Here is a 14,447-nt window from a genome sequence, read left to right on the forward strand (position 1 = left end):
CACGAGCAAGGGGAGCACCATGTCCTACCAGCAGCCCGGGTACCCGGGCGCCGCGCCGTCGCCCTACGGGGCCCCGAAGAAGGACAACACCCTGTGGTGGGTCCTCGGCGGGATCGGTGCCGTCGTCCTCCTGTGCTGCTGCGGCGTGCTCGGCTTCTTCGGCTTCGCCGCCTACCAGGCCGACCAGGCGATCGAGAGCTACACCTCGTCGTCCTCGAGTGGCAGCGCGGGCACCCCGGTGACCGAGGGGCAGGCCGTGACGATCTCGGACGGCAGCATCGCCTCGGGCTGGGAGATCACGTCCAACGCGCTCGGCCTCGAGCCCTCGGGCATCGAGGTCACCAACACGACGTCGACCGCGCAGACCTACTTCTTCTACGTCAACTTCACCCAGGGCGGCACCGAGGTCGAGGACGCGCTGTGCACGACGAGCTCGGTCCAGCCCGGCGAGTCGGCGACGGCCAGCTGCCTGTCGACGGTGCCCGAGGGCACCGACTACGACGGGCTCACGATCTCGACGAGCTGAGCCCCGCCTGCTCGAGCAGGCGGTCCGCCGCGGCGAAGGGGTCGAGCCCGCCGTCGAGGACCTCCTGGGCGAGCGCGTCGAGCCGGTCCTCACCGGCGTCGCCGGCGAAGCGGCGGCGCAGCCCGGCGAGGGCGAGCGCCTCGATCTCGTCGACGGTGCGCCGCCGACGGCGCGCCTCGAGCCCGCCGTGCTCGCGCGACCACGCGAGGTGGGCGTCGACCGCCTCGACGATCTCGCTCATGCCCGTGCCGTCGAGGGCGACGGCCCGCACGACCGGCGGGCGCCACAGGTGCGGCTCGGTGCGGTCGCCGAGGCTGACCATCCGGCGCAGGTCGCGCACGGTGTCGTCGGCCCCGGCCCGGTCGGACTTGTTGACGACGAAGACCTCGCCGATCTCGAGGATGCCGGCCTTGGCCGCCTGGATCCCGTCGCCCATGCCCGGGGCGAGGACGACGACCGAGGTGTCGGCGAGCCGGGCGACCTCGACCTCCGACTGACCGACGCCGACGGTCTCGAGGAGCACGACGTCGAAGCCGGCGGCGTCGAGCACCCGGATCGCCGAGGGGGCCGTCGCGGACAGGCCCCCGAGGTGGCCCCGGCTGGCCATGGAGCGGATGAAGACGCCGTCGTCGCCCGCGTGCTCGCTCATCCGGATGCGGTCGCCGAGCAGGGCCCCGCCGGAGAAGGGCGAGCTGGGGTCGACGGCGAGGACCGCCACCCGGCGCCCCGCCGCCCGCAGGACCGAGACGAGCGCGCTCGTCGTCGTCGACTTGCCGACCCCGGGCGCACCGGTGAGCCCGACGACATGGGCTCCCCCGACGTGCGGCGCGAGCGCCGCGACGATCTCAGGAAGTGCCGGGTGCTCGTCCTCGACGAGGGAGATGAGCCGCGCGACGGCACGCGCAGTCCCCTCCCTCGCCGCAGCGACGAGAGAGGGGACGTCGACGGGTCGGGGCACGATCAGGCGCTGGGCACCCGCAGGACGAGGGCGTCGCCCTGGCCGCCGCCACCGCACAGGGCGGCCGCACCGACACCGCCGCCCCGGCGCTTGAGCTCGTGGGCGAGCGTCAGCACGACGCGGGCGCCGGACATGCCGAGCGGGTGCCCCATCGCGATGGCGCCGCCGTTGACGTTGACGATCTCGGGGTCGATGCCCAGCTGCTTCGTCGACGCGATGCCGACAGCGGCGAAGGCCTCGTTGATCTCGACGAGCTGGAGGTCGGCGGGGCTGATGCCCTCCTTCGCGCAGGCCGCCTCGATGGCGTTCGCGGGCTGCGCCTGGAGGCTGGAATCCGGGCCGGCGACGACGCCGTGCGCCCCGATCTCGGCGAGGTAGTCCAGACCCAGCTCCTCCGCCTTCGCCTTGCTCATGACGACGACCGCGCAGGCCCCGTCGGAGATCTGCGAGGCCGAGCCGGCGGTGATCGTGCCGTCTTTGGCGAAGGCGGGACGCAGCCGGCCCAGGCTCTCGGTGGTGGTGTCGGCGCGGATGCCCTCGTCCTGGGCGAAGACGACCGGGTCGCCCTTGCGCTGGGGCACCTCGACCGGCACGACCTCCTCGGCGAGCCGGCCCTCGGCCCACGCCTTCGCGGCGGCCTGGTGGCTGCGCGCGGCGAAGGCGTCCTGCTCCTCGCGGGAGAGCTGCTCGCCCGAGCTGTTGCCGGTCTCGGTGAGCGAGCCCATCGCCTGGCCGGTGAGGACGTCGTAGAGGCCGTCGTAGGCCATGGAGTCCTGCAGGGTCGCGTCGCCGTACTTGATGCCGTCGCGCGACTTGGGCAGCAGGTGCGGGGCGTTGGTCATCGACTCCTGGCCGCCGGCGACGACGACGTCGAACTCGCCGGCGCGGATGAGCTGGTCGGCGAGCGCGATGGCGTCGATGCCGGACAGGCAGACCTTGTTGACGGTGAGCGCCGGCACGGTCATCGGGATGCCGGCCTTGACGGCCGCCTGCCGGGCGGGGATCTGGCCCTCGCCGGCGGTGAGCACCTGGCCCATGATCACGTAGTCGACGTCCTGCGGCGAGACGCCCGAGCGCTCGAGCGCGCCCGCGATCGCGAAGCCCCCGAGGTCGGAGCCGGAGAAGCCCTTGAGCGAGCCGCTCATGCGGCCCATCGGGGTGCGAGCTCCCGCGACGATGACGGAGACGGGACGGTCAGACATGCCAGGCCCTCCAGAGGGGTTCGTGGGGTCGCCGACGTCGACGTCGACTGCCAGGCACTCTAGCCACGCCCGCCGACGGCGTCGCGGTCGCTGGGTGGCAGGTCACAGACAGCCCCGCGCCGCCGCTCCTATGCTCCGCCCATGACGCCCAGCACCAGCCCCCAGCCGCACGGCGACCTCTTCACCCACATCGACCACGTCGGTGTCGCGGTGCCCGACCTCGACGACGCCATCGCCTTCTACCGGGACACCTACGGCATGGAGCTGGCCCACGAGGAGGTCAACGAGGAGCAGGGCGTGCGCGAGGCGATGATGCGCGTCGGCGCCTCCGGCTCGTGCATCCAGCTCCTCGCGCCGCTCGACGAGACCTCGACGATCGCGAAGTTCCTCGACCGCAACGGCCAGGGGATCCAGCAGCTCGCCTACCGGGTCGAAGACATCGACGCCGTGTGCGCGACCCTGCGCGAGCGTGGCCTGCGCCTGCTCTACGACACCCCGAAGCGCGGCACGAGCGACAGCCGGGTCAACTTCATCCACCCCAAGGACGCCCGCGGCATCCTCGTCGAGCTCGTCGAGCCCGCCGCCGCCCCTCACTGACGAGACACCGGCGCCGGCTTGTCGGCCCGGCCCCGGGAAACCCTCGCGCACCCGGGCAATGACCCGGGGGCGCGGGGGTTTCCCGGTCGCGGCACGGTGTCCCGGGCGTGGTGCGAAGGGAGCGCCGTCACCGGCACGTCGTCGGCGGCCGGGCCTCAGGGGCGCAGGTAAGACGCCCCGTTGAGGTCGAGCACCGCGCCCGAGGCCCACTGCGCCTGCGGCGAGGTGAGGTAGAGGACCGCCTCGGCGACCTCCTGAGGGGTCGCCACCCGTCCGAAGGGGCTCTGGGCACGGACCGCGTCGCCCCGCGGCCCGGCGAGGGTCTCGTCCTGGCGCTCGGTGGCGACGAAGCCCGGGGCCACCGTCGCCACGCTGATGCCGTGCGGGGCGAGCGCGATGGCGAGCGACTGCCCCATGGCGTGCAGACCCGCCTTCGCCGCCCCGTACGCCGGGTGGTCGGGCTCGCCGCGGTAGGCCCCGCGCGACCCGATGGTGACGACCGCCCCCGCGGTCCCGGTCGCGATCATCGAGCGGGCGACGAGATGGGTGACCGCCGCCGGTGCGAGGAGGTCGACGTCGACCATCGAGCGCCACGCGCGCTGCCACGTCTCGAAGTCGACGTCGTCGACCCGGTGGTGGCTCGCGGCGCTCGGGGCGACCGCGGCGTTGTTGACGAGCACGTCGAGGTGACCGAGCGCGTCGACCGCCTCGCCCACGACCCGCTGGGCGACGTCGTCGTCGGTGAGGTCGCCCCCGACGAGGACGTGCCCCTCCCCCGCGAGCATCTCGATCGTCTCCTGCCCGGCAGACCGGTCGGAGCCGAAGTGCACGGCGACCCGGTCGCCGCGACCGGCCAGCGCGACGGCGACGGCGCGCCCGATGCCGCGCGAGGCGCCGGTCACGAGGGCGGTGCGGCGCGGGGTCGGGTCGGGGGTGTCGGGCATGTCGGCTCCTCGAAGGGGGTGGCGGTCCCAGCACCGTAGACGCCCCCGGGGCAGCACCGCCGGGCAGCGCCGACGGCACTGCCCCTTCACGGCACGACGGTGAGAGCCAGGTCACCGCGTGACCGGTCTCTCACCGCCGCCGTGGCTCCCCCTTCGCTGGCTACCTTGACCACCAGGCGCCCGCCGGGCGCCGTCCACCCCGACCGACCGAGAGGCCGAGGAGCACACATGTCGATCGACGCGATCCGCGACGCGATCCTGACCGGCGACCGCAGCGAGGAGACCTACGCGGGTCTCGCGGTACCGACGACCTACCGGGGCGCGACCGTGCGCAAGTCCGAGGTCGAGATGTTCGCCGGGCTCGACAGCCGCGACAAGGACCCCCGCAAGTCGCTGCACATCGACGAGGTCGAGATCCCCGAGCTCGCCCCGGACGAGGCGCTCGTCGCCGTCATGGCGAGCGCGATCAACTACAACACCGTGTGGACCTCGATCTTCGAGCCGGTGTCGACCTTCGGCTTCCTCGAGCGCTACGGCCGGCTCAACGAGTGGTCGAAGCGGCACGACCGCGACCACCACGTCGTCGGCTCCGACCTCGCCGGCGTCGTCCTGCGCACCGGCAGCCACGTGAGCCGCTGGCGCACCGGTCAGGAGGTCGTCGCGCACTGCCTGTCCGTCGAGCTCGAGGACCCCGAGGGCCACGACGACACGATGATGGACCCGCAGCAGCGGATCTGGGGCTTCGAGACCAACTTCGGCGGGCTCGCCGAGCTGGCGATCGTCAAGGCCAACCAGCTCATGCCCAAGCCGGACCACCTCACGTGGGAGGAGGCGGCGGCCCCCGGCCTGGTCAACTCCACCGCCTACCGCCAGCTCATCTCCAAGAACGGCGCCGCCCTCAAGCTCGGCGACCGCGTGCTCATCTGGGGCGCCTCGGGCGGTCTGGGCTCCTACGCCACCCAGATGGCGCTGGCCGCCGGCGCCGAGCCGATCTGCGTCGTCTCCTCGCCCGACAAGGCCGAGATCTGCCGCCGCATGGGCGCCGAGCTCATCATCGACCGGCGGGCCGAGGGCTACCGCTTCTGGGACGAGGCCGGCACGACGCAGGACCCGAAGGAGTGGCAGCGCCTGGGCAAGAAGATCCGCGAGCTCACCGGCGGGCACGACGTCGACGTCGTCTTCGAGCACCCGGGCCGCGAGACCTTCGGCGCGAGCGTCTACGTCGCGCGCAAGGGCGGCAAGATCGTCACCTGCGCGTCGACGTCGGGCTACATGCACGAGTACGACAATCGCTACCTGTGGATGAACCTCAAGAGCATCATCTCCAGCCACTTCGCGAACTACCGCGAGTCGTGGGAGGCCAACGAGCTCATCAACCGCGGTCTCATCCACCCGACGCTGTCGAAGACCTACCCGCTCGAGCAGGTCGGCCAGGCCGCCCTCGACGTGCACCACAACCTCCACCAGGGCAAGGTCGGCGTCCTCACGCTCGCCCCGGAGGCCGGTCTCGGCGTGAGCAACCCGGAGAAGCGGGCCCGCTTCGAGAGCCAGATCAACGCCTTCCGGGACGTCTGAGCGGGGCTGCCGGGTCTGACCGGACCGAGGGCGAAGGGGGGCGCACCCGGGCGGGTGCGCCCCCCTTCGCGTCGGCGTCCCGGCACGACCGCCGCGGCTAGCGTGACGTCATGACCCGCATCCGCAGCCGCTTCGACGACCGCACCACCGCGCTCGAGGTCGTCGCCGACGTCGACCTCACCGGGCGGCGGGCGGTCGTCACCGGCGGCGCATCCGGCATCGGGGTCGAGACCGCACGCGCTCTCGCCCACGCCGGGGCGCAGGTGACGCTCGCCGTGCGCGACGTGGAGGCCGGTCAGCGGGTCGCCGCCGACATCGCCGAGAGCAGCGGTGGCCCCGCCCCGTCGGTCGTGCCGCTCGACCTCGCTGACCTCGCGAGCGTCGACGCGCTCGTCGCGGCGTGGTCCGGGCCGCTCCACCTGCTCGTCGCCAACGCCGGGGTCATGGACACCCCGCAGGGCACGACGGCGCAGGGCTTCGAGCTCCAGCTCGGCACGAACCACCTCGGCCACCTCGCCCTCGCGACCGGGCTGCACGACGCGCTGGCGGCCGGGGCCGCCGAGGTCGGCCAGGCCCGGGTGGTCGTCGTGTCCTCCAGCGGCCACGCCGCCTCGCCCGTCGTCCTCGACGACCTCTTCTTCGAGCGCCGGCCGTACGACCCGGGGCTGGCCTACGGGCAGTCCAAGACCGCCAACGTCCTCTTCGCCGTCGAGGCCACGCGCCGGTGGGCGCACGAGGGCATCACCGCCAACGCGCTCATGCCCGGCGGCATCTGGACCCCGCTGCAGCGCCACTGGTCGCCCGAGCGGCTGGCCGCGGCACGTGAGCAGGCGGCGCAGGCCGAGGCGGCCGGGGCCTTCCGGACGAAGACCACCGAGCAGGGCGCGGCCACCTCGGTCTTCGTCGCGACCTCGCCGCTGCTCGACGGCGTCGGGGGGCGCTACTTCGAGGACTGCCAGGAGGCCGAGGTCGTCGAGGAGCTCCAGGGGCTGCGCGGGGTGCTCCCCCACGCCCTCGATCCCGACGCCGCCGCCCGGCTGTGGGAGGTCAGCGAGGATCTCCTGCGCTCCGCCCGCGCCGCCTGAGGCCCCCTCCTCCCCCCTTCGCCACGGGGGGCTACAAAACCCTGCCAGCAGCCTCTTGACGTGCCAGCAGGGTCTCGACACCCTGCTGGCACGTCAAGAGGCAGCCAGCAGGGTCTTGTAGACCCGGGGGCCGAAGGGGTGGTCAGCCGCCGCGGCGGGCGCGCCAGCACACGGTGTGCCAGTGGCGGCGGTCGTCGACCGACCCGAGGGCGTCGTCGGGCCAGACGACGACGTGCGGGGTGCCCGGGGCGATCTCGTGGTGGCACTCCGGGCAGCGGTAGGCGCGGGTCGAGCTGTGGCCCGACAGCGGCCGCACGAGCCACGCCCGCCCGAGCCAGGTGACCCGCTGCGGCCCGCCGCGGTGCACGGCGCCGGGCAGGGGGAAGGGCTCCTCACGGCGGCGACGGTTGGCTCTGGGCACGCGACCATCATGCGTCAGGACGCGGATGAGGCCCGCACCTGCGTCGCAGGTGCGGGCCTCGTGTCCTCCCCCCGGAGGTCCGCGTCGGCGGCTGCTCCAGACGCTGACCTCGGGGGTCAGAGGTGGGTCTCACCGCGGCCGGGAGGATCGCTCCCGACCTGACACCTGACACATTGGCACATCGTGTCGGGTGACCGCAGAGATTCGAGCTACTTCGTGTAGGTGAGGAATCCCGAGCCCGTCTTGCGGCCCAGCCGGCCCGCCTCGACGTGCTCGACGAGGCGTTGAGCAGGCACGAGACCCGGGTGGCCGAACTCCGCGAGCAGCTCGCGCTGGATCGCCAACGAGACGTCGAGACCCACGACGTCGAGCAGCGCGAAGGGGCCCATGGGGTACTCGTGCTCGGCCACGACGGCGGCGTCGATGTCCTCGGCGCTGCCGTGCCCCTCCTCGAGCGCCCGCACCGCGTCGTTGAGGTAGGGGAAGAGCAGCGCGTTGACGATGAAGCCCGAGCGGTCGGCGCACGAGACCGGCACCTTGCGCGTGCGGGCGCAGAGCGTGCGCACGGTGTCGAGGACGTCCTGCGCGGTCTGGTCGGTGCGCACGACCTCGACGAGTCGCATGACCGGGGCCGGGTTGAAGAAGTGCATCCCGACGACGTCCTGCGGGCGGCTCGTCACCGCGGCGAGGTCGGCCACCGGCAACGAGGAGGTCGTCGTCGCGAGGATGGCCCCGTCCCGGCAGACCCGGTCGAGGTCGGTGAAGAGCTCGGTCTTGACGTCGATGTCCTCGGCGATCGCCTCGACGACGAGGTCGGCGTCGGCGAGCGCGTCGCGGCTCGTCGCCCCCGTGAGGCGTCCGAGCACCGCGTCGGCCTCCTCGCGCGTCGTGCGCCCCTTCTCGACCGACCGGTCCAGCGCCCGCGAGATCGAGGAGCGCACCGCGTCGACCTTGTCCTGCGTCCGGGCGACGTAGGTCACCGGGTACCCGGCCTGGGCGAAGACCTGGACGATGCCGGTCGCCATCGTGCCGGAGCCGACGACGCCGACCGTCTCGACGGTGCGCACGTGCTCGTCGGACCCGGCGGGTGCCGGGGTGCTCTCGTCGGGCACGACCTCGTCGGAGCCGGGGGCGGCGTACGTGTAGAAGCCCACGCCGGCCGCGCGACCGGTGCGGCCCTGCGCGACGAGCGCGTCGAGGACGGGGCGGGGCTGGTGACGCACGTCGCCGGTCTGCGCGTAGAGCTCGGCGAGCGCGTCGCGCACCCGGTCCAGCCCGAGCTCGTCGACGACGGCGAGCGGGCCGCGCGGCAGACCGCAGCCGAAGCGCATGCCGGCGTCGATGTCCTCGCGGGAGGCGTAGCCCTCCTCGTACATGGCCACGGCGTGGTTGAGGTAGGGGTAGACGAGGGTGTCCGCGATCGTGCGGCTGGCAGTTGCTGACATGACGGAAGTGTTGTGGACCCGACGCTCCCGCCGACAGCCCTTGACCGCGTGACGGTCCCCACCTGAGGCCTTCGTCACGGCACGTAGGGTGGTCGGCCGTGAGACTCGTGATCGCGACGTGCAGCGTCGACTACGACGGGCGCCTGTCGGCGCACCTGCCCCTGGCCGACCGGCTGCTCCTCGTCAAGGCCGACGGATCCGTCCTCGTGCACAGCGACGGCGGCTCCTACAAGCCGCTCAACTGGATGTCGCCGCCGTGCGCGATGGCCGAGGTCGAGCCGGACGAGACGGAGGCGGCCGAAGGGGTGCGCCTGGTCTGGGTGGTCCAGCACGCGAAGTCTGAGGACCGGCTGCGGGTGAAGATCCACGAGGTCCACCACGACAGCTCCCACGCCCTCGGGGTCGACCCCGGGCTCGTCAAGGACGGCGTCGAGGCCCACCTGCAGAAGCTGCTCGCCGAGCACATCACCACTCTCGGCGAGGGCTGGACGCTCACCCGGCGCGAGCACATGACCGCCATCGGACCCGTCGACATCCTGTGCCGCGACGCCGCCGGCGGCCACGTGGCCGTGGAGATCAAGCGGCGCGGCGAGATCGACGGCGTCGAGCAGCTCACCCGCTACCTCGAGCTGATGAACCGCGACCCGGCCCTGCGCCCCGTCACCGGCATCTTCGCGGCCCAGTCGATCAAGCCCCAGGCGCGCACCCTCGCCGAGGACCGCGGGATCCGCTGCGTCGTCCTCGACTACGACGCGCTGCGCGGCATCGACTCCAGCGAGCACCGCCTCTTCTGACGGCCGTCCACGCCCACCGGTGCGCTCGCACCGACCGTCACGACCGGCGCGGCCACGGCAGCCGGGTGATCCCGTCCTCGTCGACCTCGAGGCGGGCGACCGCCCCTTCGCCCAGCGGCTCCTCGCCGACCACCGAGGCGACCTCGCCCGGTCCGGCGAGCGCGAGCACGCACTCGCCGCGGTAGCGGTCGGCGACCTCGACGATCGCACCCGTGCGGAGCGCGGGCAGCGTCTCGACGGCCACCCCGAGGGCCTCGGCGAGCCGGGCCGCCGCCGCGCCGTCGACCGCAGGGCCGTGGAGCACCACCGCGACGCGCTCGCCGCTGACCTGCGCAGACACCCGCGGGACGTCGCCGGCGGCCCACGTCACGAGGAGCACCGTCGCCGGGCAGAAGAGCGCCATCTCCGCACCCTACGAGCCCCCTTCGTCTGCCTACAGTGACAAGACCCCCTCATCGTCCAGTGAAGAAGGAGCCGACATGGCTGACCAGAAGAAGGTGGCCTTCGCGGTCGCCGCCGAGGGCATCGAGCAGGTCGAGCTCACCGAGCCGTGGCAGGCCGTCAAGGACGCCGGCGCGCAGCCGGTGCTCGTCTCCGTCGAGTCCGGTGAGGTCCAGGGCTTCAACCACCTCACGGCGGCCGACACCTTCCCCGTCGACCAGACCTTCGACGCGGTCTCGGTCGACGACTTCGACGCGCTCGTCCTGCCCGGCGGCGTCGCCAACCCCGACGCGCTGCGCACCGAGGAGGCGGCCGTGGGCTTCATCCGCGACTTCGTCACCTCGGGCAAGCCCGTCGCCGTCATCTGCCACGGCCCGTGGACCCTCGTCGAGGCCGGTGTGCTCGACGGGCGCCGCATCACGTCCTGGCCGAGCCTGCGCACCGACATCACCAACGCCGGTGGCCAGTGGGTCGACGAGGAGGTCGTCGTCGACGGCAACCTCATCTCGAGCCGCAACCCCGACGACCTGCCGGCCTTCAACCGGGAGATCACCAAGGCCCTCGGCGCCTGAGCCCGTCCGCTGCGCCCCGTCGTCCCCGCCCGGGACGGCGGGGCGCGGCGCTGCCCGGGGGCCGCCGCGTCGAGACCGCGCAGCCGCCCAGCCCACCCCGCCCCACCCTCGACGCACCCTTGACGCCGACCGGGTCGACGGGAGCACCGTAGGGGGATGACCACAGAGCACACCCCCACCGCTCCCCTGGCCCGCCGCACCCTCGGCTCGGCCGCCCACGGCACCGACCTCGAGGTCTCCGCCCTCGGCCTCGGGTGCATGGGCATGAGCGAGTTCTACGGCACCCCCGACGAGCAGGGCGGCATCGAGACGATCCACCGCGCGCTCGACCTCGGCGTCACCTTCTTCGACACCGCCGACATGTACGGGCCCTTCACCAACGAGCGTCTCGTCGGGCGCGCCCTCGCCGGGCGCCGCGACGAGGTCGTCCTCGCGACGAAGTTCGGCAACAAGCGCGGCGAGGACGGCGCGCGCCTGGGCATCGACGGCTCCCCCGACTACGTGCGCCAGGCGTGCGACGCCAGCCTCGAGCGGCTCGGTGTCGACCACATCGACCTCTACTACCAGCACCGCGTCGACCCCACCGTGCCGATCGAGGAGACCGTCGGCGCCATGGCCGAGCTCGTCGCGGCCGGCAAGGTGCGCCGCATCGGCCTGTCCGAGGCCTCGCCCGAGACCATCCGCCGGGCGCACGCGACCCACCCCGTGACCGCCCTGCAGACCGAGTACTCGCTCTTCACCCGCGACCTCGAGGACGAGATCCTGCCGACCCTGCGCGAGCTCGGCATCGGTCTCGTGCCGTACTCCCCGCTCGGCCGCGGGATGCTCACCGGCGCCCTGCCCGAGCCCGGCCAGGGCGACAGCCGCACGAGCGCGTACTTCCCGCGATTCCAGGGCGAGGCGCGAGAGACCAACCTCGCCCTCGTCGAGCGGGTCCGCGAGATCGCGCAGACGAAGGGGTGCACCCCCGGCCAGCTCGCCCTCGCCTGGGTCCTCGCGCAGGGTGACGACGTCGCCCCCATCCCCGGCACGAAGCGGGTGCGCTACCTCGAGGAGAACCTCGCGGCCACCGCCGTCGAGCTCACCGAGGACGACCTCCAGGCGCTCGAGCACGCCGTGCCGCGCGACGCCGTCGCCGGCGACCGCTACGGCGACATGTCGACGATCGACGGCTGAGCCGGTCCGCAGACGCACGAAGGGGGAGGCGCTCGCCTCCCCCTTCGCCCGTCCGACCTCAGACCGGCTGGGCCTGCCCCGCCGGCAGCTCCCGCGAGGCACGGATCACCTCGACGAAGCGGGCCATGATCTCGTTGAGCCCGAAGTCCTTGGGGGTGAAGACCTCGGCGACGCCGAGGGCCTTGAGCGCGGCCGCGTCGGACTCGGGGATGATGCCGCCGACGATGACGGGGATGTCGCCCGCGCCCGCGTCGCGCAGGCCGTCGAGCACGTCGGGCACGAGCTCCATGTGCGAGCCCGAGAGGATGGAGATGCCGACGAGGTGGACGTCCTCGGCGACCGCCGCCGAGACGATCTGCTCGGGCGTGAGCCGGATGCCCTGGTAGATGACCTCGAAGCCGGCGTCCCGGGCGCGCACCGCGATCTGCTCGGCGCCGTTGGAGTGGCCGTCGAGCCCGGGCTTGCCGACGAGGATGCGCAGCCGCTCGCCGAGCTCGGCCTCGGTGCCCCGCACCGCCTCGCGCACCGCGACGAGCTCGGCGCTGCCGCCGTCGGCCGCGCCGACGGACCCAGAGACACCGGTCGGCGCGCGGAACTCGCCGAAGACGTCGCGCAGGGCCTGGGCCCACTCGCCGACGGTGATGCCGGCGCGGGCGCACTCGAGCGAGGCCTCCATGAGGTTCTCCTCCGTGCCCGCCGCCGTCCGGAGGCGCTCCAGGGCGGCCGCGGCACGCGGGCCGCGCTCGGCGTCGGCGTCACGCTCCTCGCGCCAGCTCCGCACGGCCTGCGCGGCCGCGGCCTCGACCCCGGCGTCGACGGTCTGGATCGCGCTGTCGAGGTCGGCGGTCAGGGGGTTCGGCTCGGTGCTCTCGAAGCGGTTGACCCCGACGACGACCTCCTGCCCGTCCTCGATGCGCTGACGACGCAGCGCGTGGCTGGCGACGAGGGCCGACTTCATGTAGCCCGACTCGACGGCCGCGACGGCCCCGCCCAGCTCGGCGACCCGGGCCATCTCGGCGCGCGCCCCCTCGACGAGCTCGGCGACCTTGCCCTCGACGACGCGCGAGCCGGCGAAGAGGTCCTCGTGCTCGAGCAGGTCGGTCTCGTAGGCGAGCACCTGCTGCATGCGCAGCGACCACTGCTGGTCCCACGGGCGCGGCAGGCCGAGCGCCTCGTTCCACGCGGGCAGCTGCACAGCCCGGGCGCGGGCGTCCTTGCTCAGGGTGACGGCGAGCATCTCGAGCAGGATGCGCTGGACGTTGTTCTCGGGCTGGGCCTCGGTCAGGCCGAGGCTGTTGACCTGGACCCCGTAGCGGAAGCGGCGCTGCCGGGCGTCCTCGACGCCGTAGCGCTCGCGCGTCAGCTCGTCCCACAGCTGGACGAAGGCGCGCATCTTGCACATCTCCTCGACGAAGCGCACCCCGGCGTTGACGAAGAAGGAGATCCGGGCGACGACCGTGCCGAAGTCCTCGGGAGCGACGACGCCGGAGTCGCGCACGGCGTCGAGCACGGCGATCGCCGTGCTCATCGCGTAGGCGATCTCCTGCACCGGGGTGGCCCCCGCCTCCTGCAGGTGGTAGCTGCAGATGTTGATCGGGTTCCACTTCGGGATCGTCGTGACCGTGTAGTTGACCATGTCGGTGATGAGCCGCATCGAGGGCCCGGGCGGGAAGACGTAGGTCCCCCGGCTCAGGTACTCCTTGATGATGTCGTTCTGCGTCGTGCCGGCGAGCCGGGCGACGACGTCGGCGGGGTCCTCGCCACTTGTCTCGGCCTGCTCCTCGGCGGCGACCTGGTACATCGCGAGGAGGTACATCGCGACGGCGTTGATCGTCATCGAGGTGTTCATCTCCCCCAGGGGGATCTCCTCGAAGAGCTGACGCATGTCGCCGATGTGCGAGATCGGCACCCCGACCTTGCCCACCTCACCGCGGGCGAGGACGTGGTCAGGGTCGTAGCCGGTCTGCGTCGGCAGGTCGAAGGCGACGGAGAGCCCGGTCTGCCCCTTCGCGAGGTTGCGCCGGTACAGGGCGTTGGAGGCGGCGGCCGACGAGTGGCCGGCGTAGGTGCGCATCACCCACGGCCGGTCCCGCTCGGGTCGCGCGGGGGCGGCCGCGGGGGTGGGCACGTCGGTGGCGTCAGGCATGTCGCGAAACTACCGGCGCGGCTCGCGCGTGGGCAGACCTCCTGACGGTGAAAGGCACCACACCGAAGGGGCGAGCCCGGCCTCGTCAGACCGCGGCGGCCCGACGTCGGGCCGGCACGACAGGCCGCTCGGCGGCCGTCTGCTCGAGGAGGATCCGGCGCCGGCCGGCTCGCAGGAGGAGGCGGCGGGTGCGCTCGTCGGCGCCGACGACGCGCAGCCGGCGACCGTGCTCCGCCGCGCGGACGTGGGCGGCGACGAGGGTGGCCATCCCGGCGGGGTCGAGGACCCCGGAGGCGCTCATGTCGAGCAGGATCGGGCCCTCGCCGCTGCGGATGAGGCTGGCGAGCTCGTCGCGCACGTCGGGTGCCGTCGCGCGCGAGAGCGGGACCTGCACCCTGACACGGCTGCTGCCGCCCCCGACCGGGACGAGGCTGGCGATGCTGCTCATCATGCTCCCTGCCGGCGCCGCCCCCGCGGCGCCTGTCACGAACTATGACGCGTGAGCAGCCCGATCGGTTGGCACCTCGCCGTCACGATCGGGTCACGACCCACGGGTCACATGAGT

General features: G+C 73.2%; 15 protein-coding genes. 7 read left to right on the forward strand and 8 right to left on the reverse strand.

Annotation, left to right across the window (positions count from 1 at the left end):
* The first annotated feature begins 19 nt into the window (after positions 1 to 19).
* Positions 20 to 526, forward strand: coding sequence for a hypothetical protein (locus EEW87_RS06875; protein ID WP_123092027.1), 507 nt, complete (start codon positions 20 to 22; stop codon positions 524 to 526).
* Here EEW87_RS06875 and meaB read toward each other — a convergent pair.
* Both meaB and EEW87_RS06885 read right to left on the reverse strand, forming a co-directional pair.
* Positions 507 to 1,484, reverse strand: a complete 978-nt coding sequence (gene meaB, locus EEW87_RS06880) for a methylmalonyl Co-A mutase-associated GTPase MeaB (protein ID WP_307785248.1) — start codon at positions 1,482 to 1,484, stop codon at positions 507 to 509. The two genes, EEW87_RS06875 and meaB, sit on opposite strands and share 20 nt — an antisense overlap.
* 2 nt (positions 1,485 to 1,486) lie before the next feature.
* Positions 1,487 to 2,686 carry an acetyl-CoA C-acetyltransferase gene (locus EEW87_RS06885; RefSeq protein WP_123092028.1) on the reverse strand — a complete coding sequence of 400 codons (1,200 nt, stop codon included), beginning with the start codon at positions 2,684 to 2,686 and terminating at the stop codon, positions 1,487 to 1,489.
* A 141-nt stretch (positions 2,687 to 2,827) separates the two neighbouring features.
* Between EEW87_RS06885 and mce the strand changes: the two genes are divergently transcribed.
* Positions 2,828 to 3,283, forward strand: a complete 456-nt coding sequence (gene mce, locus EEW87_RS06890) for a methylmalonyl-CoA epimerase (protein WP_123092029.1) — start codon at positions 2,828 to 2,830, stop codon at positions 3,281 to 3,283.
* A gap of 155 nt (positions 3,284 to 3,438) precedes the next feature.
* Here mce and EEW87_RS06895 read toward each other — a convergent pair whose 3' ends face one another.
* Positions 3,439 to 4,227, reverse strand: coding sequence for an SDR family NAD(P)-dependent oxidoreductase (locus tag EEW87_RS06895; RefSeq protein WP_123092030.1), 789 nt, complete (start codon positions 4,225 to 4,227; stop codon positions 3,439 to 3,441).
* Between the two features lie 234 nt (positions 4,228 to 4,461).
* Between EEW87_RS06895 and ccrA the strand changes: the two genes are divergently transcribed.
* Both ccrA and EEW87_RS06905 read left to right on the forward strand, forming a co-directional pair.
* Positions 4,462 to 5,802, forward strand: coding sequence for a crotonyl-CoA carboxylase/reductase (gene ccrA, locus EEW87_RS06900; RefSeq protein ID WP_083969113.1), 1,341 nt, complete (start codon positions 4,462 to 4,464; stop codon positions 5,800 to 5,802).
* 110 nt (positions 5,803 to 5,912) lie between these two features.
* Complete coding sequence (locus tag EEW87_RS06905; RefSeq protein WP_123092031.1) at positions 5,913 to 6,887, forward strand: SDR family NAD(P)-dependent oxidoreductase; 975 nt, start codon at positions 5,913 to 5,915, stop codon at positions 6,885 to 6,887.
* 142 nt (positions 6,888 to 7,029) lie between these two features.
* Here the strand turns inward: EEW87_RS06905 and EEW87_RS06910 are convergent, their stop codons facing one another.
* Together EEW87_RS06910 and EEW87_RS06915 are read right to left on the reverse strand one after the other, a co-directional pair.
* A complete protein-coding gene (locus tag EEW87_RS06910; RefSeq protein WP_123092032.1) occupies positions 7,030 to 7,308 on the reverse strand; it encodes a hypothetical protein in 279 nt (92 codons plus the stop codon).
* Between the two features lie 209 nt (positions 7,309 to 7,517).
* Entirely contained in the window at positions 7,518 to 8,753 is a 1,236-nt protein-coding gene (locus tag EEW87_RS06915) for a 3-hydroxyacyl-CoA dehydrogenase family protein (RefSeq protein WP_123092033.1), read from the reverse strand.
* A 98-nt stretch (positions 8,754 to 8,851) separates the two neighbouring features.
* On the opposite strand from EEW87_RS06915, the gene nucS reads away from it, so the two are divergent.
* A complete protein-coding gene (gene nucS, locus EEW87_RS06920) occupies positions 8,852 to 9,547 on the forward strand; it encodes an endonuclease NucS (protein WP_068277795.1) in 696 nt (231 codons plus the stop codon).
* 37 nt (positions 9,548 to 9,584) lie between these two features.
* On the opposite strand, the gene EEW87_RS06925 is transcribed toward nucS, so the two are convergent.
* Positions 9,585 to 9,950 (reverse strand): hypothetical protein, encoded by a 366-nt coding sequence (locus tag EEW87_RS06925; protein WP_123092034.1) that lies wholly within the window; start codon positions 9,948 to 9,950, stop codon positions 9,585 to 9,587.
* A gap of 76 nt (positions 9,951 to 10,026) precedes the next feature.
* On the opposite strand from EEW87_RS06925, the gene EEW87_RS06930 reads away from it, so the two are divergent.
* Together EEW87_RS06930 and EEW87_RS06935 are read left to right on the forward strand one after the other, a co-directional pair.
* Positions 10,027 to 10,560 carry a type 1 glutamine amidotransferase domain-containing protein gene (locus tag EEW87_RS06930; protein ID WP_068277800.1) on the forward strand — a complete coding sequence of 178 codons (534 nt, stop codon included), beginning with the start codon at positions 10,027 to 10,029 and terminating at the stop codon, positions 10,558 to 10,560.
* A gap of 156 nt (positions 10,561 to 10,716) precedes the next feature.
* Complete coding sequence (locus EEW87_RS06935; protein ID WP_123092035.1) at positions 10,717 to 11,736, forward strand: aldo/keto reductase; 1,020 nt, start codon at positions 10,717 to 10,719, stop codon at positions 11,734 to 11,736.
* Positions 11,737 to 11,794: 58 nt separating this feature from the next.
* Here the strand turns inward: EEW87_RS06935 and EEW87_RS06940 are convergent, their stop codons facing one another.
* A complete protein-coding gene (locus tag EEW87_RS06940) occupies positions 11,795 to 13,810 on the reverse strand; it encodes a protein meaA (RefSeq protein ID WP_240341685.1) in 2,016 nt (671 codons plus the stop codon).
* 157 nt (positions 13,811 to 13,967) lie between these two features.
* Complete coding sequence (locus EEW87_RS06945) at positions 13,968 to 14,330, reverse strand: STAS domain-containing protein (RefSeq protein ID WP_163562393.1); 363 nt, start codon at positions 14,328 to 14,330, stop codon at positions 13,968 to 13,970.
* Between the last annotated feature and the right edge of the window lie 117 nt (positions 14,331 to 14,447).

Source organism: Janibacter melonis (assembly GCF_003721155.3).
Classification (GTDB): Bacteria; Actinomycetota; Actinomycetes; order Actinomycetales; family Dermatophilaceae; genus Marihabitans; species Marihabitans melonis.

Bases quoted from the DNA above. Each gene is read 5' to 3' on its own strand.
- EEW87_RS06875 (WP_123092027.1), top strand. From the start codon at position 20: ATGTCCTACCAGCAGCCCGGGTACCCGGGCGCCGCGCCGTCGCCCTAC.
- EEW87_RS06885 (WP_123092028.1), bottom strand. From the start codon at position 2,686: ATGTCTGACCGTCCCGTCTCCGTCATCGTCGCGGGAGCTCGCACCCCG.
- mce (WP_123092029.1), top strand. From the start codon at position 2,828: ATGACGCCCAGCACCAGCCCCCAGCCGCACGGCGACCTCTTCACCCAC.
- EEW87_RS06895 (WP_123092030.1), bottom strand. From the start codon at position 4,227: ATGCCCGACACCCCCGACCCGACCCCGCGCCGCACCGCCCTCGTGACC.
- EEW87_RS06905 (WP_123092031.1), top strand. From the start codon at position 5,913: ATGACCCGCATCCGCAGCCGCTTCGACGACCGCACCACCGCGCTCGAG.
- EEW87_RS06915 (WP_123092033.1), bottom strand. From the start codon at position 8,753: ATGTCAGCAACTGCCAGCCGCACGATCGCGGACACCCTCGTCTACCCC.
- EEW87_RS06925 (WP_123092034.1), bottom strand. From the start codon at position 9,950: ATGGCGCTCTTCTGCCCGGCGACGGTGCTCCTCGTGACGTGGGCCGCC.
- EEW87_RS06930 (WP_068277800.1), top strand. From the start codon at position 10,027: ATGGCTGACCAGAAGAAGGTGGCCTTCGCGGTCGCCGCCGAGGGCATC.
- EEW87_RS06935 (WP_123092035.1), top strand. From the start codon at position 10,717: ATGACCACAGAGCACACCCCCACCGCTCCCCTGGCCCGCCGCACCCTC.
- EEW87_RS06940 (WP_240341685.1), bottom strand. From the start codon at position 13,810: ATGCGCACCTACGCCGGCCACTCGTCGGCCGCCGCCTCCAACGCCCTG.
- EEW87_RS06945 (WP_163562393.1), bottom strand. From the start codon at position 14,330: ATGAGCAGCATCGCCAGCCTCGTCCCGGTCGGGGGCGGCAGCAGCCGT.